This window comes from Delftia sp. DS1230 (assembly GCF_040112715.1).
Taxonomy (GTDB): Bacteria; Pseudomonadota; Gammaproteobacteria; order Burkholderiales; family Burkholderiaceae_C; genus Comamonas; species Comamonas tsuruhatensis.
Genome location: NZ_CP157763.1, coordinates 3,884,267 through 3,900,223, shown reverse-complemented (window position 1 = coordinate 3,900,223; position 15,957 = coordinate 3,884,267). Strand labels below are relative to the sequence as shown.

Sequence of the window (15,957 nt, the reverse complement as noted above, 5' to 3'; positions counted from 1 at the left end):
ATGCTGCACATATGAATGAGCCCCCCATTGATCTGCGCGTCTGGCGGCAATTCCTGGCCGTGGCGGACGAGCTGCACTTCGGCCGCGCCGCATCGCGCCTGCACATGACGCAGCCGCCGCTCACCCAGGCCATCGCCCAGCTGGAGCGCAGCCTGGACGTGGCGCTGTTCGAGCGCTCGAGCCGCCACGTCGCGCTGACGCCCGCCGGCGAGGCGCTTGTGCCGCAGGTGCGTGAGCTTCTGGCGCGGGCGGCGGCGCTGCCGGGGATTGCGCGGGCTGCGGCAGCGGGAGAAGTGGGGCGCGTGCGGCTGGCCTTTGTCTCCACCATCGGCTTCACCCGGCTGCCGCTGTGGGTGCGGGACTTCGTGGCAGGCACGCCAGGTGTGGCGCTGGAGCTGGTCGAGGCCACCAGCGATGTGCAGATGGAGGCATTCGAGCGCGGGCAGATCGATGCCGGGCTCATGCTGCATGCCCCGGGGCATGCGCCGGCCGGCCTGGAGCGCCTGGCCGTGGGACGGGAAGCCATGGTGCTGGCCCTGCCGCAGCAGCATGCGCTTGCCGGTGCGGACCGGCTGATGCTCGACGAAGTGCTGGAGCAGCCGCTGGTGATCTTTCCGCGCCGCATCATGCCCTCGCTCCATGACGCGGTGACGGATCTGTACCGACGGCACGGACATGTGCCGCGCATCGCGCAGCAGGCGATACAGATGCAGACCATCGTGAACCTGGTCTGGGGCGGCATCGGCCTGGCCTGGGTGCCCGCCAGCGTGATGCAGTTCTGCAGGCCCGGCGTGGTCTACCGCGAGGCGGTTTTCGCCAGCGCCCGTGCAGGCAGCAAGGCCGTTGCCCTGCCGGTCTGCGAGACCAGCCTGGCCTGGCCGGCCGGAGCCATGTCGCCCGCGCTGGCGCGGTTTGTCGGCTTCGTGCGCGAACAGCGCTGAGTGGCGTTCACCGACAGCCCCCCCCGAGGCAAGGCCCGCGAATATCCGCATGGTTCTGGTCTGAATTTTTGGAAATTCTGGCCAGAATGATAGAATTCGGGCCAGGCCGGACACCAGGCCTGCTTTTGTTTTCAGCCCCGCCATGCAATCTGTCGGCATCTACGAAGCCAAGACCCGTTTCTCCGCCCTGATCGAACTTGTCGAGCAGGGCGAGGAAGTGCGCATCACCCGCCACGGCAAGGAAGTGGTGCGCATGCTGCCGGTGCGCCGCCGCCCCGTGATCACCGACGAGCAGATCGCCCGCGAGCTGGAGCAGATGCAGGCGCTGCAGGCCACGGTGCGGCCGGCCCAGCCGGCACAGGCGCCGGACTCCACCACCCGACTGCGCCACGCAGGCCGGAGCCAGGCATGACCTCCTTCGTGCTCGATGCCTCCGTCACCGCCGCCTGGCTGCTGCCCGATGCCGCCAGCGTGCACACCCAGCGCCTGTATACCCGCATCCGCCGCCATGAAGTGGACCCGCAGGCGCCCAACCTCTGGCAGTGGGAATGCGGCAACCTGATCGCCTCGGGCGTGCACGGCGGCCGCATTCCGCACAGCTCGGTCGAGGGCCTGTGGGGCGTGCTCGAGGCCATCCGCCACCGCGTGGAACTGCACGAGCTGGCACCCGCCCAGCACAAGGCCGTGCTCGACGTGGCGCTGGACACCCGCCTGCCGGTCTATGACGCGGCCTACCTGTGGCTGGCGCAGTCGCTGCGCCTGCCGCTGGCCACCTTTGACGCGGCCCAGGCCGCCGCCGCCCGCAAGCGCGGGCTGGCGCTGCTGGCCCCTGAAGATTTCTGATCCCCTCCCATCACCTTTGCCTGAGATGACCATGCAACACGACAAGATCCTCATTCTTGACTTCGGCTCCCAAGTCACCCAGCTGATCGCCCGCCGCGTGCGCGAAGCCCATGTCTACTGCGAAGTCCACCCCTGCGACGTCAGCAGCGACTGGGTGCGCGAATTCGCCGCCGACGGCCGCCTCAAGGGCGTGATCCTGTCGGGCAGCCACGCCAGCGTCTACGAAGTGGACGACCGCGCCCCCGACGCCGTGTTCGAGCTGGGCATTCCCGTGCTGGGCATCTGCTACGGCATGCAGACCATGGCCACCCAGCTGGGCGGCAAGGTCGAAGGCTCGCACACCCGCGAATTCGGCTACGCCGAAGTGCGCGCCCATGGCCACACCGAACTGCTCAAGGGCATCGAGGACTTCGCCACGGCCGAAGGCCACGGCATGCTCAAGGTCTGGATGAGCCACGGCGACAAGGTCACCGAGCTGCCCCCGGGCTTCAAGGTCATGGCCTCCACGCCGTCCTGCCCCATCGCCGGCATGGCCGACGAGGCGCGCCGCTTCTACGCCGTCCAGTTCCACCCCGAAGTCACGCACACCGTGCAGGGCGCGGCCCTGCTCAACCGCTTCGTGCGCGAGATCTGTGCGGCGAATGCCGACTGGATCATGGGCGACTACATCGAGGAAGCCGTCGCCAAAATCCGCGAGCAGGTGGGTGACGAGGAAGTCATCCTCGGCCTGTCTGGCGGCGTGGATTCGTCCGTGGCTGCAGCCCTGATCCACCGCGCCATCGGCGACCAGCTGACCTGCGTCTTCGTGGACCACGGCCTGCTGCGCCTGAACGAAGGCGACATGGTCATGGAAATGTTCGAAGGCAAGCTGCACGCCAAGGTCATCCGCGTGGACGCCAGCGACCTGTTCCTGGGCAAGCTGGCCGGCGTCAGCGAACCCGAGGCCAAGCGCAAGATCATCGGCGGCCTGTTCGTGGACGTGTTCAAGGCCGAGGCCGCCAAGCTCAAGGCCGGCGATGCAGGCCACAAGGGCGCCACCTTCCTGGCCCAGGGCACCATCTACCCCGACGTCATCGAGTCGGGCGGCGCCAAGAGCAAGAAGGCCGTCACCATCAAGAGCCACCACAACGTCGGCGGCCTGCCCGAGCAGCTCGGCCTGAAGCTGCTCGAGCCCCTGCGCGACCTGTTCAAGGACGAAGTGCGCGAACTCGGCGTGGCCCTGGGCCTGCCGCGCGAAATGGTCTACCGCCACCCCTTCCCCGGCCCGGGCCTGGGCGTTCGCATCCTGGGTGAAGTCAAGAAGGAATACGCCGACCTGCTGCGCCGCGCCGACGCCATCTTCATCGAAGAACTGCGCAACTGGACGGACGAAGCCACCGGCAAGAACTGGTACGACCTCACCAGCCAGGCCTTCACCGTCTTCCTGCCCGTCAAGAGCGTGGGCGTCATGGGCGACGGCCGCACCTACGACTACGTCGTGGCCCTGCGCGCCGTGCAGACCAGCGACTTCATGACCGCCGACTGGGCCGAGCTGCCCTACGGCCTGCTCAAGAAGGTGTCTGGCCGGATCATCAATGAAGTGCGCGGCATCAACCGCGTGACCTACGACGTGTCGACGAAGCCGCCGGCGACGATTGAGTGGGAGTGATTTGGCGTCTGGCATCGGCTGGCACCGAGTAGCACGAAAACACACCTAAGCCCGCGTCACTGCGGGCTTTTTTGTGATTTCTTCCGGCACTGGCTGGCAATCTTTGGTATCGCCAAGCACCGTTTTTTCATGGCATGATGAATGGCATTGAATGCTTCGATGCCATGAGATGCCGCCGATGCCATGTAACCGCCTTTCTGGTGATCATGGTATTGATATAGCGTAGTGCAATGATTTCATTGTGTTTTTACGCCAAGGTGGGGTTGGTTCCAGATCATGGTATTTAAGCCGAATCAGGGCGAGAACCATGCTGACCGATACCAAGCTGCGTAACCTCAAGCCGAGGGACAAGCTCTACAAGGAAAATGACCGTGACGGCCTCTATGTGGCCGTCACGCCCGCTGGGGCGATCTCGTTCCGCTACAACTACTCGATCCACGGTCGGCAGGAGACCATCACCTTCGGCCGCTATGGCGTCGGCGGCATCACCCTTGCGGAAGCCCGCGAGCGGTTGGGAGAGGCTAAGAAGATGATCGCAGCCGGGAAGTCGCCGGCCAAAGAGAAGGCTCGGGACAAGGCCCGCGTCAAGGATGCGGAGACGTTCGGGGCGTGGGCGGAAAAGTGGCTGCGCGGCTACCAAATGGCTGACTCCACCCGCGACATGCGCCGTTCAGTCTACGAGCGCGAGCTGAAGCCGAAATTCGGCAATCAGAAACTGGGAGAGATCACCCACGAGGACTTGCGGGCGCTGACCGATGCCATCGTGGAGCGCGGTGCACCGGCGACCGCAGTGCATGCTCGCGAGGTGATGTTGCAGGTCTTTCGCTGGGCCATCGAGCGCGGCCAGAAGGTCGAGAACCCGGCAGAGCTGGTGCGGCCGACGACTATCGCCAAGTTCGAGCCGCGCGACCGTGCGCTGACGCCCGACGAGATCGGTCTGATGTATCAGTACATGGAGCGCATCGGCACAACGCCATCCATTCGGGCTGCCGCCAAGTTGTTGCTGCTGACGATGGTGCGCAAGAGCGAGCTGACCAACGCGACCTGGAGCGAGATCAACTTCAGCGAGGCGCTTTGGACCATCCCGAAGGAGCGGATGAAGCGACGCAATCCGCACCTGGTGTTCCTGTCCCGGCAGGCGTTGGACATCTTCATTGCCCTCAAGACCTTTGCCGGCGGATCGGACTACGTGTTGCCGTCGCGGTACGACTCGGACTTGCCCATGAGCAGCGCCACGCTCAACCAGGTGCTGACGCTGACGTATCGGCTGGCGCAGAAGGAAGGGAAGTCGCTCGCCAAGTTCGGGCCACATGACTTGCGGCGCACGGCCAGCACGTTGTTGCATGAGGCCGGCTACAACACGGACTGGATTGAGAAGTGCCTTGCGCACGAGCAGCGAGGCGTCAGGGCCGTCTACAACAAGGCCGAGTACCGCGAGCAGCGGACGGCGATGTTGCAAGACTGGGCGGACATGATCGACGAATGGACACTGAAGCGGCCGAAGGCGTAAGCCAGAAGATTACAGTTCGCTCGCCTGCCCGAACATCGAGGCATGGCCCCGGGTTTCATTGACACTTGAGGGGCGTAGCGTTTTAGCCGCTAAAAAGTGGCTGCTGCGACCGACGGGGTGAAGCCGGGACGCATGGCCTGAGTGCCCGATGCCTTGCGCGCCTCGATCCATTCCTCGACCTCGGCCAAGTCCCAGGCGACGTTTCGGCTGGTGAGCGCAATGCGACGCGGAAACTCCCCCCGCTGCTCCATATTGAAAATCGTGCGCTCAGACAGCGGGATCATCGCCAGTAGCTTCTTGCGGTTGATGAGCGTCTTACTTGTCGTTGTCTGCATCCCTTGGCCTCTTTCAGTCACTTGCGAACATGTGCCTGATGGTGCCTGTGAATGCGGATTGTTTCGTCCTATTAGTTGGTCAATTTGGTTGACGCCGCGAGCGCGACTTTGAACTCAAGTGGAACATCGCAGGGATCGACGTCAGTGCCTTCGATACGGCTTGGCGTTCTATACCTAGCTTTCGCGCAATCTCCGACTGGTTGAGTCCAGACCGCTGGAGCATCAGCATCTGCTTTTTGCGATCCGATAGCTTTGAGTCCACCATCAGCCGTGCTTGATTGCGCAGCTCTGCCTTGTCCGCCGGCTGTAAGGTCTGGCCTGCGACATAGTGGAAGAAGTAGCTGTCAACCAGTTGATCGCCCGATTTCACTTGGGCAGTGGCCGGCTTCGCGCATTGCTGGTTGAGTCTCGCCAGTTCGAGGTCGAATTGCGCGAGGGATCGCCTTGCTTGTCTGTAGACAGGGTTCCATGCGCCGCTCGGCAATTTAGGCCGGTGATCCAGGCAATACAGGCTGCTTAGTCGAAGCCTTTCCTCTGGATCGTCCGCCTTCGGATCATCGCTCCCGCCGGCGAATGAGGTCAGCTCGGCGAGTGATCCGCAGAACCGGCAGAACCCCTGGAGGCGTTCGCCATTCAGTCGGGTGTCGCGCACCTTCGACTTCACCGGCCGTTTGCAGGCGCAGTCCCATACAAGCCCGATCAACGATTCGAGTGTTGCAACAAACCGCCGATCTCTTGGCGTCTGCCTATCCTCCGTTTTGATGAACTGGCGCAGCAACTGCCGCTGCATGCGAACCATCGCATCAAGTCCAATCAGTCGAATGATTCCGCTGAAGCTCACCCCTGTTCCTGCTCCGGGGATATGGCCCAAGTAGCGTTGTGGCAGCGTCGCCGTGTACGCAGCCACGGCGGGGTCAATAAGTTCCTGTAACAGCCCAACGATGGGGTAGCGCCGCGAGGAGGCGGAATACGGCCGCCAGCGATCCTCAAACTGCCCGATGGCTTCCGAGACAGTGGGATCGCAGCCTTCCCAGATGACAATGGTTGGATCGTTCTTCATGTCAACCATTTTGGACAACTAATAAGATGTAGGCAACCCCCAATAACGCCTAACCTTCGTAGCAATTCAGTTGATAACGGAGGTTTACGCAATGACGATAGAAGACACGCTACTGCAACGCTTCGGCCCGCTGCTGAGCATGGCACAGCTCGCCTCCGTCCTGGATCGATCACCGGATGGCCTGCGGGTCAGTTTGCGCACGACGAGCGAATGGGCGGGGCGAATCAACAAGGCTCGCTTGAAGATCGGTCGGCGCGTCTACTTTCGAACCTCGCAGATCGCCGAGGTGCTGAGCGACGAATCCCTGTACGGAACGGGGAACTGAGTCGTGGCGATTGACGTCCTGGCGGCGTTCGAGTGCGAACCGCCGGTGCTGGACTTCATATGGCCGGGCTTCCTCGCGGGAACCGTCGGCGCGCTCGTCGCCCCAGGGGCCACGGGCAAGAGCTTCTGGGCGCTGGAAGCGGCCATGAGCATCGCATGCAGCGTTGCCGGCGGCGACCTCGTGGGCCTGGCCCCCGCACACACCGGGCGCGTGGTCTATCTGGCCGGGGAAGACCCGCCGCCCGCGCTTGTCCGGCGCATTCACGCCATCGGCCAGCACCTTGGGCATACAGCCCGCCAAGCCATCGCCGAGAACCTCGTGCTTGAGCCGATCATGGGCAAGCGCCTGAACGTCATGGACGAGGCTCACTTGCGCCGCGTCATCGAGTACAGCGCCGGGGCGAGGCTGATCGTGCTGGACACCCTGAGCCGCATCCACGCCCTCGATGAGAACAGCAACGGCAACATGGCCCACCTCGTGGCCGTGCTGGAGCAGGTCGCGGCTACCACGGGCGCATCCGTGCTCTACCTGCACCACGTCAGCAAAGGAAGCGCCCGCGAAGGGCAGACCGACCAGCAGCAGGCCGCGCGTGGCGCGTCCGCGCTGATCGACAACGCCAGGTGGTGCGGTTACGTCGCCCGCATGACTGAGGACGAGGCGAAGCGCCTCAGCGACCGCGCCCATGACCGGCAGCCCATCGGCGATGAGCGGCGCGGCTTCTTCGTGCGTTTCGGCGTCAGCAAGCAGAACTACGACGCCACGCCGCTTGATCGCTGGTACATGCGGCACGCCGGCGGCGTGCTGGTGCCGGTGGAGCTGTATGAGGCCAGCAGGAATGAGGAAAGACGTAATAGTCGGAGGCGAGGCGATGGCTTTTGACCTCACCCATGCCAGGCACGACCCAATGCACTGCTTGGTCCCCGGCTTGTTCCGCAGTCTCAAGCGCGGTGAACGGAAGAAACTCAAGCTCGATGTGACGTATCACTACGCCGGGACTGAACAAGCGCGGTTCGTCGGTTTCGAGCCTCTTGGCGCTGATGACATGCGGCTGCTGCAAGGTCTTGTGGCTCTTGGAGGGCCGAAGGGCATCATCCTGACGCCAGAGCCAACAGCGGACTTGCCGAAGCAACTCCGTCTATTCCTTGAGCCGAAGTTCGACGCGGTGGGGCAGGATGCGCTGGTCGTGCGAGAGAGCATGACCCGCCTGCTAGGCGAAATCGGCTTGACCGATGGCGGTGACAACATCCGGGCGATCAAGGCGTGCTTGCTGCGCATGGCAAACGTGACGGTGGTGCTCACCAAGGGAAGCCGGCAAAGGTCTTTTCACCTGATGAGCTATGCCTTCGATGAGGATGACGGACGGCTGTTTGTCGCGTTGAATCCTCAGATTGCAGAGGCGATTCTTGGGCGGCGCCCATATACCCGCATCGAGATGGTCGAGGTGCGGGCGCTGCAAACCGACCCGGCCCGCCTGATTCACCAACGGCTATGCGGCTGGATCGACCCCGGCAAAGCCGGGCGCGTGGAACTCGATACCCTTGCTGGCTACGTCTGGCCGGACGAGGCGAACGCCGAGGCCATGAAGAAGCGCCGCCAGAAGGCCCGCAAGGCTCTGGCCGAGCTTGCCACCGTGGGATGGAAGGTCAGCGAGTATGCGGCAGGGAAGTGGGAAATTGGCAGGCCGAAGCCCGTAGTAACGTTCCCCAAGCTCCGTAGCAACGTTCCCCTTCACCCGTAGCAACGTTCCCCGCCTCAAACCGGAAAACAGAGCAACGGCGCGGGCTTGCGGCTAGTCCGCAAATTCCATCCATGATCTTCCAAGATCATCCACTAGGCTGAATCGACATTCAATCTGTCAGCCAAGCCAGACTTGCAGCGAGGCAGAGGAATGCCATGAAGTGGGCGGCCTTGCGGTCGTAGCGCGTGGCGATGCGTCGGAACTGCTTGAGTCGGCCGAAGCATCGCTCGATCGCATTGCGAGCCCGGTATAGCTTGGCATCGAAGGGCCGCGGCTGCTGGCAACTGCGCGGCGGAATCACGGCTTGAGCGCCTGCCGCCTCGATCTGCGCCACAAAGGCGCGGCTGTCATAGCCCTTGTCGGCAAGCACATGCGTTGGCCTGAGTCCTTTGAGTAACTCTGGAGCCTGAGTGATGTCGTTGACTTGCCCAGGCGTGAGGATCAATTTCAAGGCTCTGCCCTGAGCATCGCAGGCCATGTGGATCTTTGTGCTCAGCCCACCTCGGGAACGCCCCAGAGCCGGATTCTTGGCCCCCCTTTTCCAGTCGCGGCTTGCTGGTGAGCGCGAACGATGGTGCTGTCTATCAACAGGTACTGGTTGCCCCGATCCTTGACCAGCACGGCAAATACCTGCTCCCAGACACCGGCAGCGGCCCAGCGCGTGAAGCGCTTATGCACGCTCTTGTACTTGCCGTAGCGCTGCGGCAGGTCGCTCCAGCGCGCGCCCGAGCGCAGTACCCAGAGCACGCCATTGACGAAGACGCGGTTGTCTGCGCCACTGCGCCCAGGATCCGAGACTTTGCCGGGCAGCAAACCCTCAAGACGTTCCCATTGGTGATTTGTCAGTTCGTAGCGGCTCGGGCGAGACATTCAGGCTGGCTTCCTCCTACCTGTATCGTCTCATCTCCCATGCGCATTGCTCTGAATGTCGATTCAGCCTAGGCGCGGCACTTGCCGCCGCCCTTTAGGGCGACGCCAAGTCCTTGCCGATGGTCGGCCTGCGGCCGAGTTGTACGCCAGAAGGGCGGTCAGCTCCGGCCGGTTCTTTTTAGCGGCTAAAACGCTGCGCCCCTCAAGTGTCAATAAGATGTTGTATGTTGTATGTTGTAGCGCGCTACAACATACAACAGTTCAATTCAATGCCCTGGCCACGTCATGAGATCGGCCTTTCTTTCGCGCGCTACGTCGAGCTGCAGCATCGTCATCTCCGGCGAGGCTGGCCATGTCCGGGCCATGGTCGACCATCGCCACGTCCGACGATGCACCGAGGGCCCCATCGCCAGTTCTGACGATGACGGCCGCCGGCGCTGGAGCTCGCATCGCCACTTCTGACGATGCGATCCTCTCTTTGACACTTGAGGGGCCGAGCGGCGGGGATCTCCCGGCCTACTCCCCTCTTGGCGTTCAATTTTCCGTGCTGAATGAGCTGCCATCCCTGTTTCGATGGGCGTGCCTGTGTCATCGGCTCTATGTCAACCATTTCGGCCAATTATTGGAATGTTGTGTAGGCCAGCACTCCGTAACCTTCGGAGTAGTTCAGTTGATAACGGAGGTTTACGGACATGGCGACGACAGAAAGCAGCTACCCCGAGGAGCTGGCCGCACGGCTGGCTCTTCAGCAGAAGACCTCGCAAACAAAGCGCAGGGACTACCTGGCCGCTTTCATGGCGGTGCGCTCGGACGTGAAGGAAGCGATGGAGGCCGGCTACGCGCTCAAGATCATCTGGGAGCACCTGCGCGAGGTCGGGCGCATCCCTTTCCGGTATGAGACGTTCCTGAAGTACGTTCGCCAGCACATCACCAATGCGCGGCCTAGCTCAATGGGGCAGGGTACGAAGTAAGCAAAGTTCCATGCTCAATCGCTGCAAGCGCATGGCTGAAACGCTGTTACCGGCCTCTTGGATCTCTGCAAGCACGCGGACATTGGCAATTTCCGTTGGTTTTCCCGCTGTTGGCGCGCTGTTGCGAAGCAACGGTGCGGTTACAGCGCGAAGTTCGATGAGTCATACGAGGCAAAAACAACGCCGTAAGGCGGGCAGGATGTGTGAAGTAGGCCCACCGGCAAGCCGGTTGTCCTTCTTCACTGTCCCTTATTCGCGCGGGGCGCTCAACGGGCATCCTGCTCTGCGAGGCTGCCGGCTACCGCCGGTTGGAGGACACATGGGTGACGAGAATCGAATCACCAGGAAGGGCAGCCCGCCGATCAAGGTGTACTGCCTTCCAGAAGAACGCGAACTGATTGAGGCGAACGCCAAGATGGCGGGGATCAGCGTGGCGCGCTATCTGCGCGACGTAGGCCAGGGCTACCAGGTCAAGGGAGTCATGGACTACCACTACGTACGCGAGCTGGCGCGGGTGAATGGCGACCTTGGCCGGCTGGGCGGATTGCTCAAGCTCTGGCTGACCGACGATCCGCGCACTGCCCGTTTCGGCGATGCAACGATTCTCGCCCTGTTGGCTCGGATCGAAGCTACTCAGGATGAAATGAGTCGGCTTATGAAATCGGTGGTGCAGCCGAGGGCCGACCGTTGAGAGTTTTAGCGGCTAAATTTCCGTGTGCCGGACGCGACACGAGGCACTTCCAGGCCGCCGGCCTGAGCGTTATCAACTCTCGGGAGGACGCATAAGGCCAGGGACACCCCGTAAGGGCCGAGAGCAGAATCACCGAAGCCCGGGCCTCAGTGCCAAGGGCGATACCGATTAGCTAGTGGCGTAGCTCTTCGATGAAACCTTGCCGTGGGCAAGCGCGAGCTTGGTCAAGGCATTGCCTTTCTTTCATCGAATGGAGATTGCGACCATGAAGCACGTCCGTTTTTTAGCGGCTAAAACCGCGCTCGCCGCCGCTCTGGCCGGCAGCATCATCGTCACCCCGGCGCAGGCCGGCATCCCCGTCATCGACGGCGGCAACCTGGTGCAGAACGTCATGACCGCCATTGAGTCGGTGGCGCAGACGCTCAAGCAGATCGAGCAGTACCAGACTCAATTGCAGCAGTACGAAAACATGCTGCAAAACACCATGGCTCCGGCCGCCTATATCTGGGACCAGGCGCAGTCCACCATCAATGGACTGATGGCCGCCACCGACACGCTGAACTACTACCGGAATCAGCTCGGCAGCATCGATGCGTACCTGGGCAAGTTCCAGGATGTGGCCTATTACCGTGGTTCGCCTTGCTTCTCGGCCGCTGGGTGCTCGGATGCCGAGCGCGCTGCGATGGAGCAAAACCGCAGCCTGGCGAGCGAGAGTCAGAAGAAGGCGAACGACGCGCTTTTCAAGGGCCTGGAGCAACAGCAGCGCAACCTTTCCGCCGATGCTCGCCAGCTCGAACGGCTCCAGTCCGCCGCGCAGGGCGCGACCGGGCAGATGCAGGCCATCGGCTACGCCAACCAGCTCGCCGCCAACCAGGCAAACCAGCTTCTGCAAATCCGTGGCCTGCTGATCGCACAGCAGAACGCCGCGACGGCCAGGATGCAGGCGCAGGCCGACCTAGAGGCGCAACAGCAGGCCGCCGGCGCGACTTCCCGGGAGTCCAGGATCGAGCGGACGGCCAACCCGAGAAACTGGCTCGAACTGACCCGCTGACGGAGGCCCTGCACCATGAAGAAAACGATGCTGCTTACCGGCCTCGTGGTGGTGCTGGTGGCTGGTTGCGACAACAAGCCGGCCATCCCGCCCATGCCCGAGGTCAATGACACCAATTGCCAGATCGAGGCGATCAAGAAGATCGAGGACAGGGCCACGCGCGAGAAATTCGCCGGGCTGTGCTCGCGCCGGTCGCCGGCCGCCGGCGGCATCGCGCCGACCGAGAAGCCCATGAACTGGCTCGAACTGGCCGACCCGAAAGACCAGAAGGAGGCGAAGCCATGAAAACACTGCACAAGGCGGCGCTGATCGGCGTCGCCCTCGCGCTTTACTCCACCGCCGCATCGGCCCAACTCACCAATCAGGGGATGCTTGACCAGGTGGTGACGGAGTTCGCCACGCGAGCCACGTCCTGGCAGACGGTGGTGATGAATGCCGCGATGTTCCTGTTCTGGACGCTGGGCACGATCTCGCTGGTTTTCACCTTCGGCTTCATGGCGCTGCGCAAGGCTGACATTGGCGAGTTCTTCGCCGAGTTCATCAGGTTCATCCTGTTCTTCGGCTTCTTCCTCTGGCTATTGCGCAACGGCCCGGCCTTCGCCAACTCGATCATCCAGTCACTGGCCCGGATCGGCGAGCAGGCGTCCGGGGTGGCGTCGGTGACACCCTCGGGCATTGTGGATATCGGCTTCATGATCTTGAAGCAGGCATTCAGGAACTCGTCGATCTGGTCGCCCGTGGATAGCTTCATCGGTGTGGCCTTGAGCGTCGGCATCCTGATCCTGCTGGCTGTTGTCGCCGTGAATATGTTGCTGCTGCTCGTATCAGGCTGGCTGCTGATGTACGCCGGAATCTTCTTCCTCGGCTTCGGTGGAAGCCGTTGGACTTCCGACATGGCGATCAACTACTACAAGACCGTGCTGGGCGTGGCCGCGCAGATCATGACGATGGTGCTCCTGGTCGGCATCGGGAACGACCTGCTTTCCAGCTTCTACGCCAGGATGAACACCGGCACCCTGAACTTTGAAGAGCTGGGCGTGATGCTGGTGTTCTGCGTGGCGTTGCTCATGCTGGTCAATCGTGTGCCCCCGCTTGTCGCCGGCATCATCACCGGCTCGGGGATCGGTGGCGCTGGCGGCATTGGCAACTTCGGTGCAGGTGCCGCCATCGGTGCGGCTATGGGCGCGTCGAGTATGGCCGCCGGAGCGGCCAGCGTGGCTGGCGCGGCCGTGATGGGCGGTGCGGCCTCGGCCGCCGGCGGCATGTCGGCGATTAGGGCGGCGTTCGAGAAAGCAGGGGCTAGCGCCGGTGGCGAATCGGGCGGAGTGCCCATGTTTGGTGGTGGTGCTGGCGGTGATTCCGATGCTGGACCGTTCGCGCAGGCGGCGGGCTTTGGTGGCGGCGGTTCCAGTGCCGGCACAAGTACGCCGCTCGGCCAGGCGGCTGGCTTTTACAGCTCTGGAAGCTCCAGCAATTCGGGCGGCAGCGGCGGCGAATCGAGGGGCGGCGACAAAGCCGGCTCCAGCTCGAAGGGTAGCGGCGATGTCGGCGGCTCGAAGGCCGGCGGCGGCAGCGACGCTGGCGGCCAAGCCGGCCGAGGTGCGGGAGGCCTTGTCGCTGCGACGGCTGCGAACCTGGTGCAAGGCATTGGCGACGTTGCGCAGGCCAAGGCGGCCAGCATCCGCGACGCCGCCGCCGAACGCATCGCCGACACCACCGGAGGGAAGATCGCCGCCGCAATCCGGGCGAGCAGCCAGACAGACCGGGCGGTCGACGATGTGCCCAGCTTCGGCGGCAACAGCCTGGCAGGGGCCGATTCGGCTGCTGCTGATCCTGATGATGAAGTGGTCGCGTTCGCCAACCGCGACAAGGAGGTATGACGATGACGCCGAGAGGATTTTTCGACTGCCTGGACGTTGCCGCTGCCGAGCAGCGCCAGGCGCAGGCGGTTGAGGTTGAGCCGGTCGACGATCAATCGACTGATGCAGACCCGGCGGCAGAAGTTGCGGCCTTTGTTGATCGACCTGCTCCGCCCGTCATTGAGGCCACCAAGCTGGCGGCCAGGTCGGGCGGCTACGCCAGCAGCTACGGCAGCAGCGCGAGAAGCACGCCGCTGGCCGAGGCCGCCGGCTTCTACGGCACCGGCAGCCGATAAGCGCGTCGGCCGGCGTGGGGCCGGCCGACACTTCCACAACCCACCTGTTAGAGAGGTGAATCATGGCAACCCTGAATCCTACCAATGCAACGCAGGCCGTTCATCATGCAGCCGTGCAACTCGCCGCGCTCGACTGGCTAGACCAGGACGCGGCGCGGCAGCTCGGGCCGCTCGCCGAGGCCGTGGCGAACGCTTTCATGGTCGTGTTTTACCAGGCCGAGACGGGCCAGGCGACACCTGCCGACTTTCGCGAGGCCCTGGACGCGGTGCGGCAGTCACTCGGCGCCGCGTAGGCACGCGCACCAGGAGCAGCAAGGGCGGCCATTGGCCGCCCTTGTCATTTCCGGGCCTGCATCGTCAAAGGTGACGATGTGCGCTGGCGTGCTCGAGCATCGCCAGATCGGACGATGACGGCCGCTCTGGCCTTCTCCCTTGGCGTGGATCGCATCGTCGCTTCTAGCGATGAGATCCAGCGCACCAGAACGGCGCACGTCGAGCTGCAGCACCGCCAGGAATGGCGATGCTGGCCAGCTCTCCTACTCGATGCCGTGCATGGCCTTCGCCCGCGCTGCGACGGCCTGTGCGTGTTCGATATAGGCCGGGTCGGCTGTGGCCTCGGCTTCGGCCAGGAAGGTGCTGATCGCCTCGGCCGAGGTCAGCGTCTCGGCCGGGTCGAAAGGCGTCAGCTCACGGCCAACGGCCGGCGCATCCACCCATTCGCGTTGTTCCGGCGGCAGTGGATACACGCCGGCGGCTTCGGCCTCGGCCAGCAGCTCGGCCAGGGTGTAGCGCACCTGGTCAGGCGTGACGGCGCGGGCGGGATCGGCCTTCAAGGCGTCATAGGCCGGGCCGACCTTCTCATGCAGCCAGTTTTCCAGGTTCTTCGAGCCTGTCATCGACTGGCCTCATCAAGCATGGATGCCAGGCGCTCCAGGTCATTGACCGATTGCGAGCGAAAGCGGCCGGTCAGCAGCTCGTGCAGCGCGGCCGGCGTCAATCCGAGAAGCGTAGCCGCTTGCTCGGTCGACAACTGTCGCGCCTTGATGGCCTCGCCGATCTTGGTGACGAGTCGGGTCTTGACCAGCATTTCGCCGGCGTCGGGATAGCCCAGGTCGGCATAGACGTTGGCGCTGCCGTGCTGAATGTTCGGGGTGTCGTCAGCGTTCAGGTCGGCCAGCAGCTCGGCGACTGTGGCGAACCGCCCCGAGACACGGCCGGCGCGGCTGTCTGCAATTGCTTCCTCGGTTTCCTTCCTGCCCATCGCACACCTCACGCTGATTTGCCTAGCCCGTCTCATCCAGATGAGGCCACAGAGAGCGCGGCTGTGAAGGCCAAAGAGTACTACGTTGCGTGTTTTCCCCGGAAGAAGACACGCCGACCACCTTCTTGGCGTAAACCATCTACGACCCGGTGGCTAAAGCACATGGCCTTGCCATCGAGCCGGTGCCGCGAGCCCGCCGCAACGCATGGCGCCGGCCGAATCCATGGCGTCGCGCACATGAGATTCGGGGTTCACTTGGGTGGATCAGATGGTAAACTTGGCCAAACTTTGGAAGACTTCGCCGCGCGACACCAAGCGAGCCGCCTGACATGAACCAACCTGATAGCGAAATTCTCACGCTGGATGAAGTGGCGGTCTACCTCAAGGCAGGGAAGAAGACCGTTTACCGGCTGGCCCAGCAGGGGGAGATACCGGGATTCAAGCTGGGCGGCACCTGGCGGTTTCGTCGCAGCGAGCTGGATCGCTGGATTGCCGCGCAGATAGCCGAGAAAACGCAGGACAAGACATGAGCGCCCCGAAAAACGATAGCAACCAGGC

General features: G+C 63.3%; 20 protein-coding genes and 1 pseudogene. 16 read left to right on the top strand and 5 right to left on the bottom strand.

Going from position 1 to position 15,957, the window contains the following annotated elements; genetic code table 11:
* The first annotated feature begins 11 nt into the window (after window positions 1-11).
* From AAN986_RS17525 to AAN986_RS17505, 5 genes are all read left to right on the top strand, one after another.
* Complete coding sequence (locus AAN986_RS17525; protein ID WP_047217240.1) at window positions 12-941, top strand: LysR family transcriptional regulator; 930 nt, start codon at window positions 12-14, stop codon at window positions 939-941.
* Between the two features lie 142 nt (window positions 942-1,083).
* Window positions 1,084-1,353 carry a type II toxin-antitoxin system prevent-host-death family antitoxin gene (locus AAN986_RS17520; protein ID WP_016452372.1) on the top strand — a complete coding sequence of 90 codons (270 nt, stop codon included), beginning with the start codon at window positions 1,084-1,086 and terminating at the stop codon, window positions 1,351-1,353.
* Window positions 1,350-1,784 (top strand): type II toxin-antitoxin system VapC family toxin, encoded by a 435-nt coding sequence (locus AAN986_RS17515; RefSeq protein ID WP_012204856.1) that lies wholly within the window; start codon window positions 1,350-1,352, stop codon window positions 1,782-1,784. Before AAN986_RS17520 ends, AAN986_RS17515 begins: the two co-directional genes overlap by 4 nt.
* A 31-nt stretch (window positions 1,785-1,815) precedes the next feature.
* Window positions 1,816-3,432 (top strand): glutamine-hydrolyzing GMP synthase, encoded by a 1,617-nt coding sequence (guaA, locus tag AAN986_RS17510; RefSeq protein ID WP_016448864.1) that lies wholly within the window; start codon window positions 1,816-1,818, stop codon window positions 3,430-3,432.
* A gap of 307 nt (window positions 3,433-3,739) precedes the next feature.
* A complete protein-coding gene (locus AAN986_RS17505) occupies window positions 3,740-4,942 on the top strand; it encodes a site-specific integrase (RefSeq protein ID WP_166226515.1) in 1,203 nt (400 codons plus the stop codon).
* Window positions 4,943-5,031: 89 nt separating this feature from the next.
* On the opposite strand, the gene AAN986_RS17500 is transcribed toward AAN986_RS17505, so the two are convergent.
* Together AAN986_RS17500 and AAN986_RS17495 are read right to left on the bottom strand one after the other, a co-directional pair.
* Window positions 5,032-5,277 carry an AlpA family phage regulatory protein gene (locus AAN986_RS17500; RefSeq protein ID WP_015649464.1) on the bottom strand — a complete coding sequence of 82 codons (246 nt, stop codon included), beginning with the start codon at window positions 5,275-5,277 and terminating at the stop codon, window positions 5,032-5,034.
* Window positions 5,278-5,356: 79 nt separating this feature from the next.
* Window positions 5,357-6,337 carry a LuxR family transcriptional regulator gene (locus tag AAN986_RS17495; RefSeq protein WP_240936558.1) on the bottom strand — a complete coding sequence of 327 codons (981 nt, stop codon included), beginning with the start codon at window positions 6,335-6,337 and terminating at the stop codon, window positions 5,357-5,359.
* 91 nt (window positions 6,338-6,428) lie between these two features.
* On the opposite strand from AAN986_RS17495, the gene AAN986_RS17490 reads away from it, so the two are divergent.
* Genes AAN986_RS17490 through repC form a run of 3 tightly spaced genes read left to right on the top strand, consistent with a single transcriptional unit; the run spans window position 6,429 to window position 8,400 of the window.
* Entirely contained in the window at window positions 6,429-6,662 is a 234-nt protein-coding gene (locus AAN986_RS17490) for a plasmid-related protein (RefSeq protein WP_033996783.1), read from the top strand.
* Window positions 6,663-6,665: 3 nt separating this feature from the next.
* Window positions 6,666-7,541, top strand: coding sequence for a helicase RepA family protein (locus AAN986_RS17485; RefSeq protein WP_166226519.1), 876 nt, complete (start codon window positions 6,666-6,668; stop codon window positions 7,539-7,541).
* The gene (repC, locus tag AAN986_RS17480) at window positions 7,531-8,400 is read left to right on the top strand and encodes a replication protein C, IncQ-type (RefSeq protein WP_166226522.1); all 870 of its coding nucleotides are present in this window, start codon (window positions 7,531-7,533) and stop codon (window positions 8,398-8,400) included. Before AAN986_RS17485 ends, repC begins: the two co-directional genes overlap by 11 nt.
* Before the next feature lie 109 nt (window positions 8,401-8,509).
* On the opposite strand, the pseudogene AAN986_RS17475 reads toward repC, so the two are convergent.
* Window positions 8,510-9,270 (bottom strand): annotated as a pseudogene (locus AAN986_RS17475) (IS5 family transposase).
* Between the two features lie 692 nt (window positions 9,271-9,962).
* Between AAN986_RS17475 and AAN986_RS17470 the strand changes: the two are divergent.
* From AAN986_RS17470 to AAN986_RS17440, 7 genes are all read left to right on the top strand, one after another.
* Window positions 9,963-10,241, top strand: a complete 279-nt coding sequence (locus AAN986_RS17470) for a TraK family protein (protein WP_047350570.1) — start codon at window positions 9,963-9,965, stop codon at window positions 10,239-10,241.
* 319 nt (window positions 10,242-10,560) lie between these two features.
* The gene (gene traJ, locus AAN986_RS17465) at window positions 10,561-10,932 is read left to right on the top strand and encodes a conjugal transfer transcriptional regulator TraJ (RefSeq protein WP_166226524.1); all 372 of its coding nucleotides are present in this window, start codon (window positions 10,561-10,563) and stop codon (window positions 10,930-10,932) included.
* 265 nt (window positions 10,933-11,197) lie between these two features.
* The gene (trbJ, locus tag AAN986_RS17460; RefSeq protein ID WP_033996778.1) at window positions 11,198-11,983 is read left to right on the top strand and encodes a P-type conjugative transfer protein TrbJ; all 786 of its coding nucleotides are present in this window, start codon (window positions 11,198-11,200) and stop codon (window positions 11,981-11,983) included.
* Window positions 11,984-11,998: 15 nt separating this feature from the next.
* On the top strand, window positions 11,999-12,268 hold the full coding sequence (gene trbK, locus AAN986_RS17455; RefSeq protein ID WP_026437069.1) for an entry exclusion lipoprotein TrbK: 270 nt from the start codon (window positions 11,999-12,001) through the stop codon (window positions 12,266-12,268).
* The gene (trbL, locus tag AAN986_RS17450; protein ID WP_166226526.1) at window positions 12,265-13,863 is read left to right on the top strand and encodes a P-type conjugative transfer protein TrbL; all 1,599 of its coding nucleotides are present in this window, start codon (window positions 12,265-12,267) and stop codon (window positions 13,861-13,863) included. Before trbK ends, trbL begins: the two co-directional genes overlap by 4 nt.
* Window positions 13,860-14,138, top strand: coding sequence for a hypothetical protein (locus AAN986_RS17445; RefSeq protein ID WP_047350574.1), 279 nt, complete (start codon window positions 13,860-13,862; stop codon window positions 14,136-14,138). Before trbL ends, AAN986_RS17445 begins: the two co-directional genes overlap by 4 nt.
* A 62-nt stretch (window positions 14,139-14,200) precedes the next feature.
* Entirely contained in the window at window positions 14,201-14,431 is a 231-nt protein-coding gene (locus tag AAN986_RS17440) for a type I toxin-antitoxin system ptaRNA1 family toxin (RefSeq protein WP_010378963.1), read from the top strand.
* A 243-nt stretch (window positions 14,432-14,674) separates the two neighbouring features.
* Here the strand turns inward: AAN986_RS17440 and AAN986_RS17435 are convergent, their stop codons facing one another.
* A complete protein-coding gene (locus AAN986_RS17435) occupies window positions 14,675-15,034 on the bottom strand; it encodes a transcriptional regulator (RefSeq protein ID WP_047350575.1) in 360 nt (119 codons plus the stop codon).
* Entirely contained in the window at window positions 15,031-15,399 is a 369-nt protein-coding gene (locus AAN986_RS17430; protein WP_166226528.1) for an XRE family transcriptional regulator, read from the bottom strand. Before AAN986_RS17430 ends, AAN986_RS17435 begins: the two co-directional genes overlap by 4 nt.
* A 329-nt stretch (window positions 15,400-15,728) precedes the next feature.
* Here AAN986_RS17430 and AAN986_RS17425 point away from each other — a divergent pair, with 329 nt between their 5' ends.
* Window positions 15,729-15,929 (top strand): helix-turn-helix domain-containing protein, encoded by a 201-nt coding sequence (locus tag AAN986_RS17425; RefSeq protein ID WP_010378957.1) that lies wholly within the window; start codon window positions 15,729-15,731, stop codon window positions 15,927-15,929.
* Window positions 15,930-15,957 lie beyond the last annotated feature (28 nt).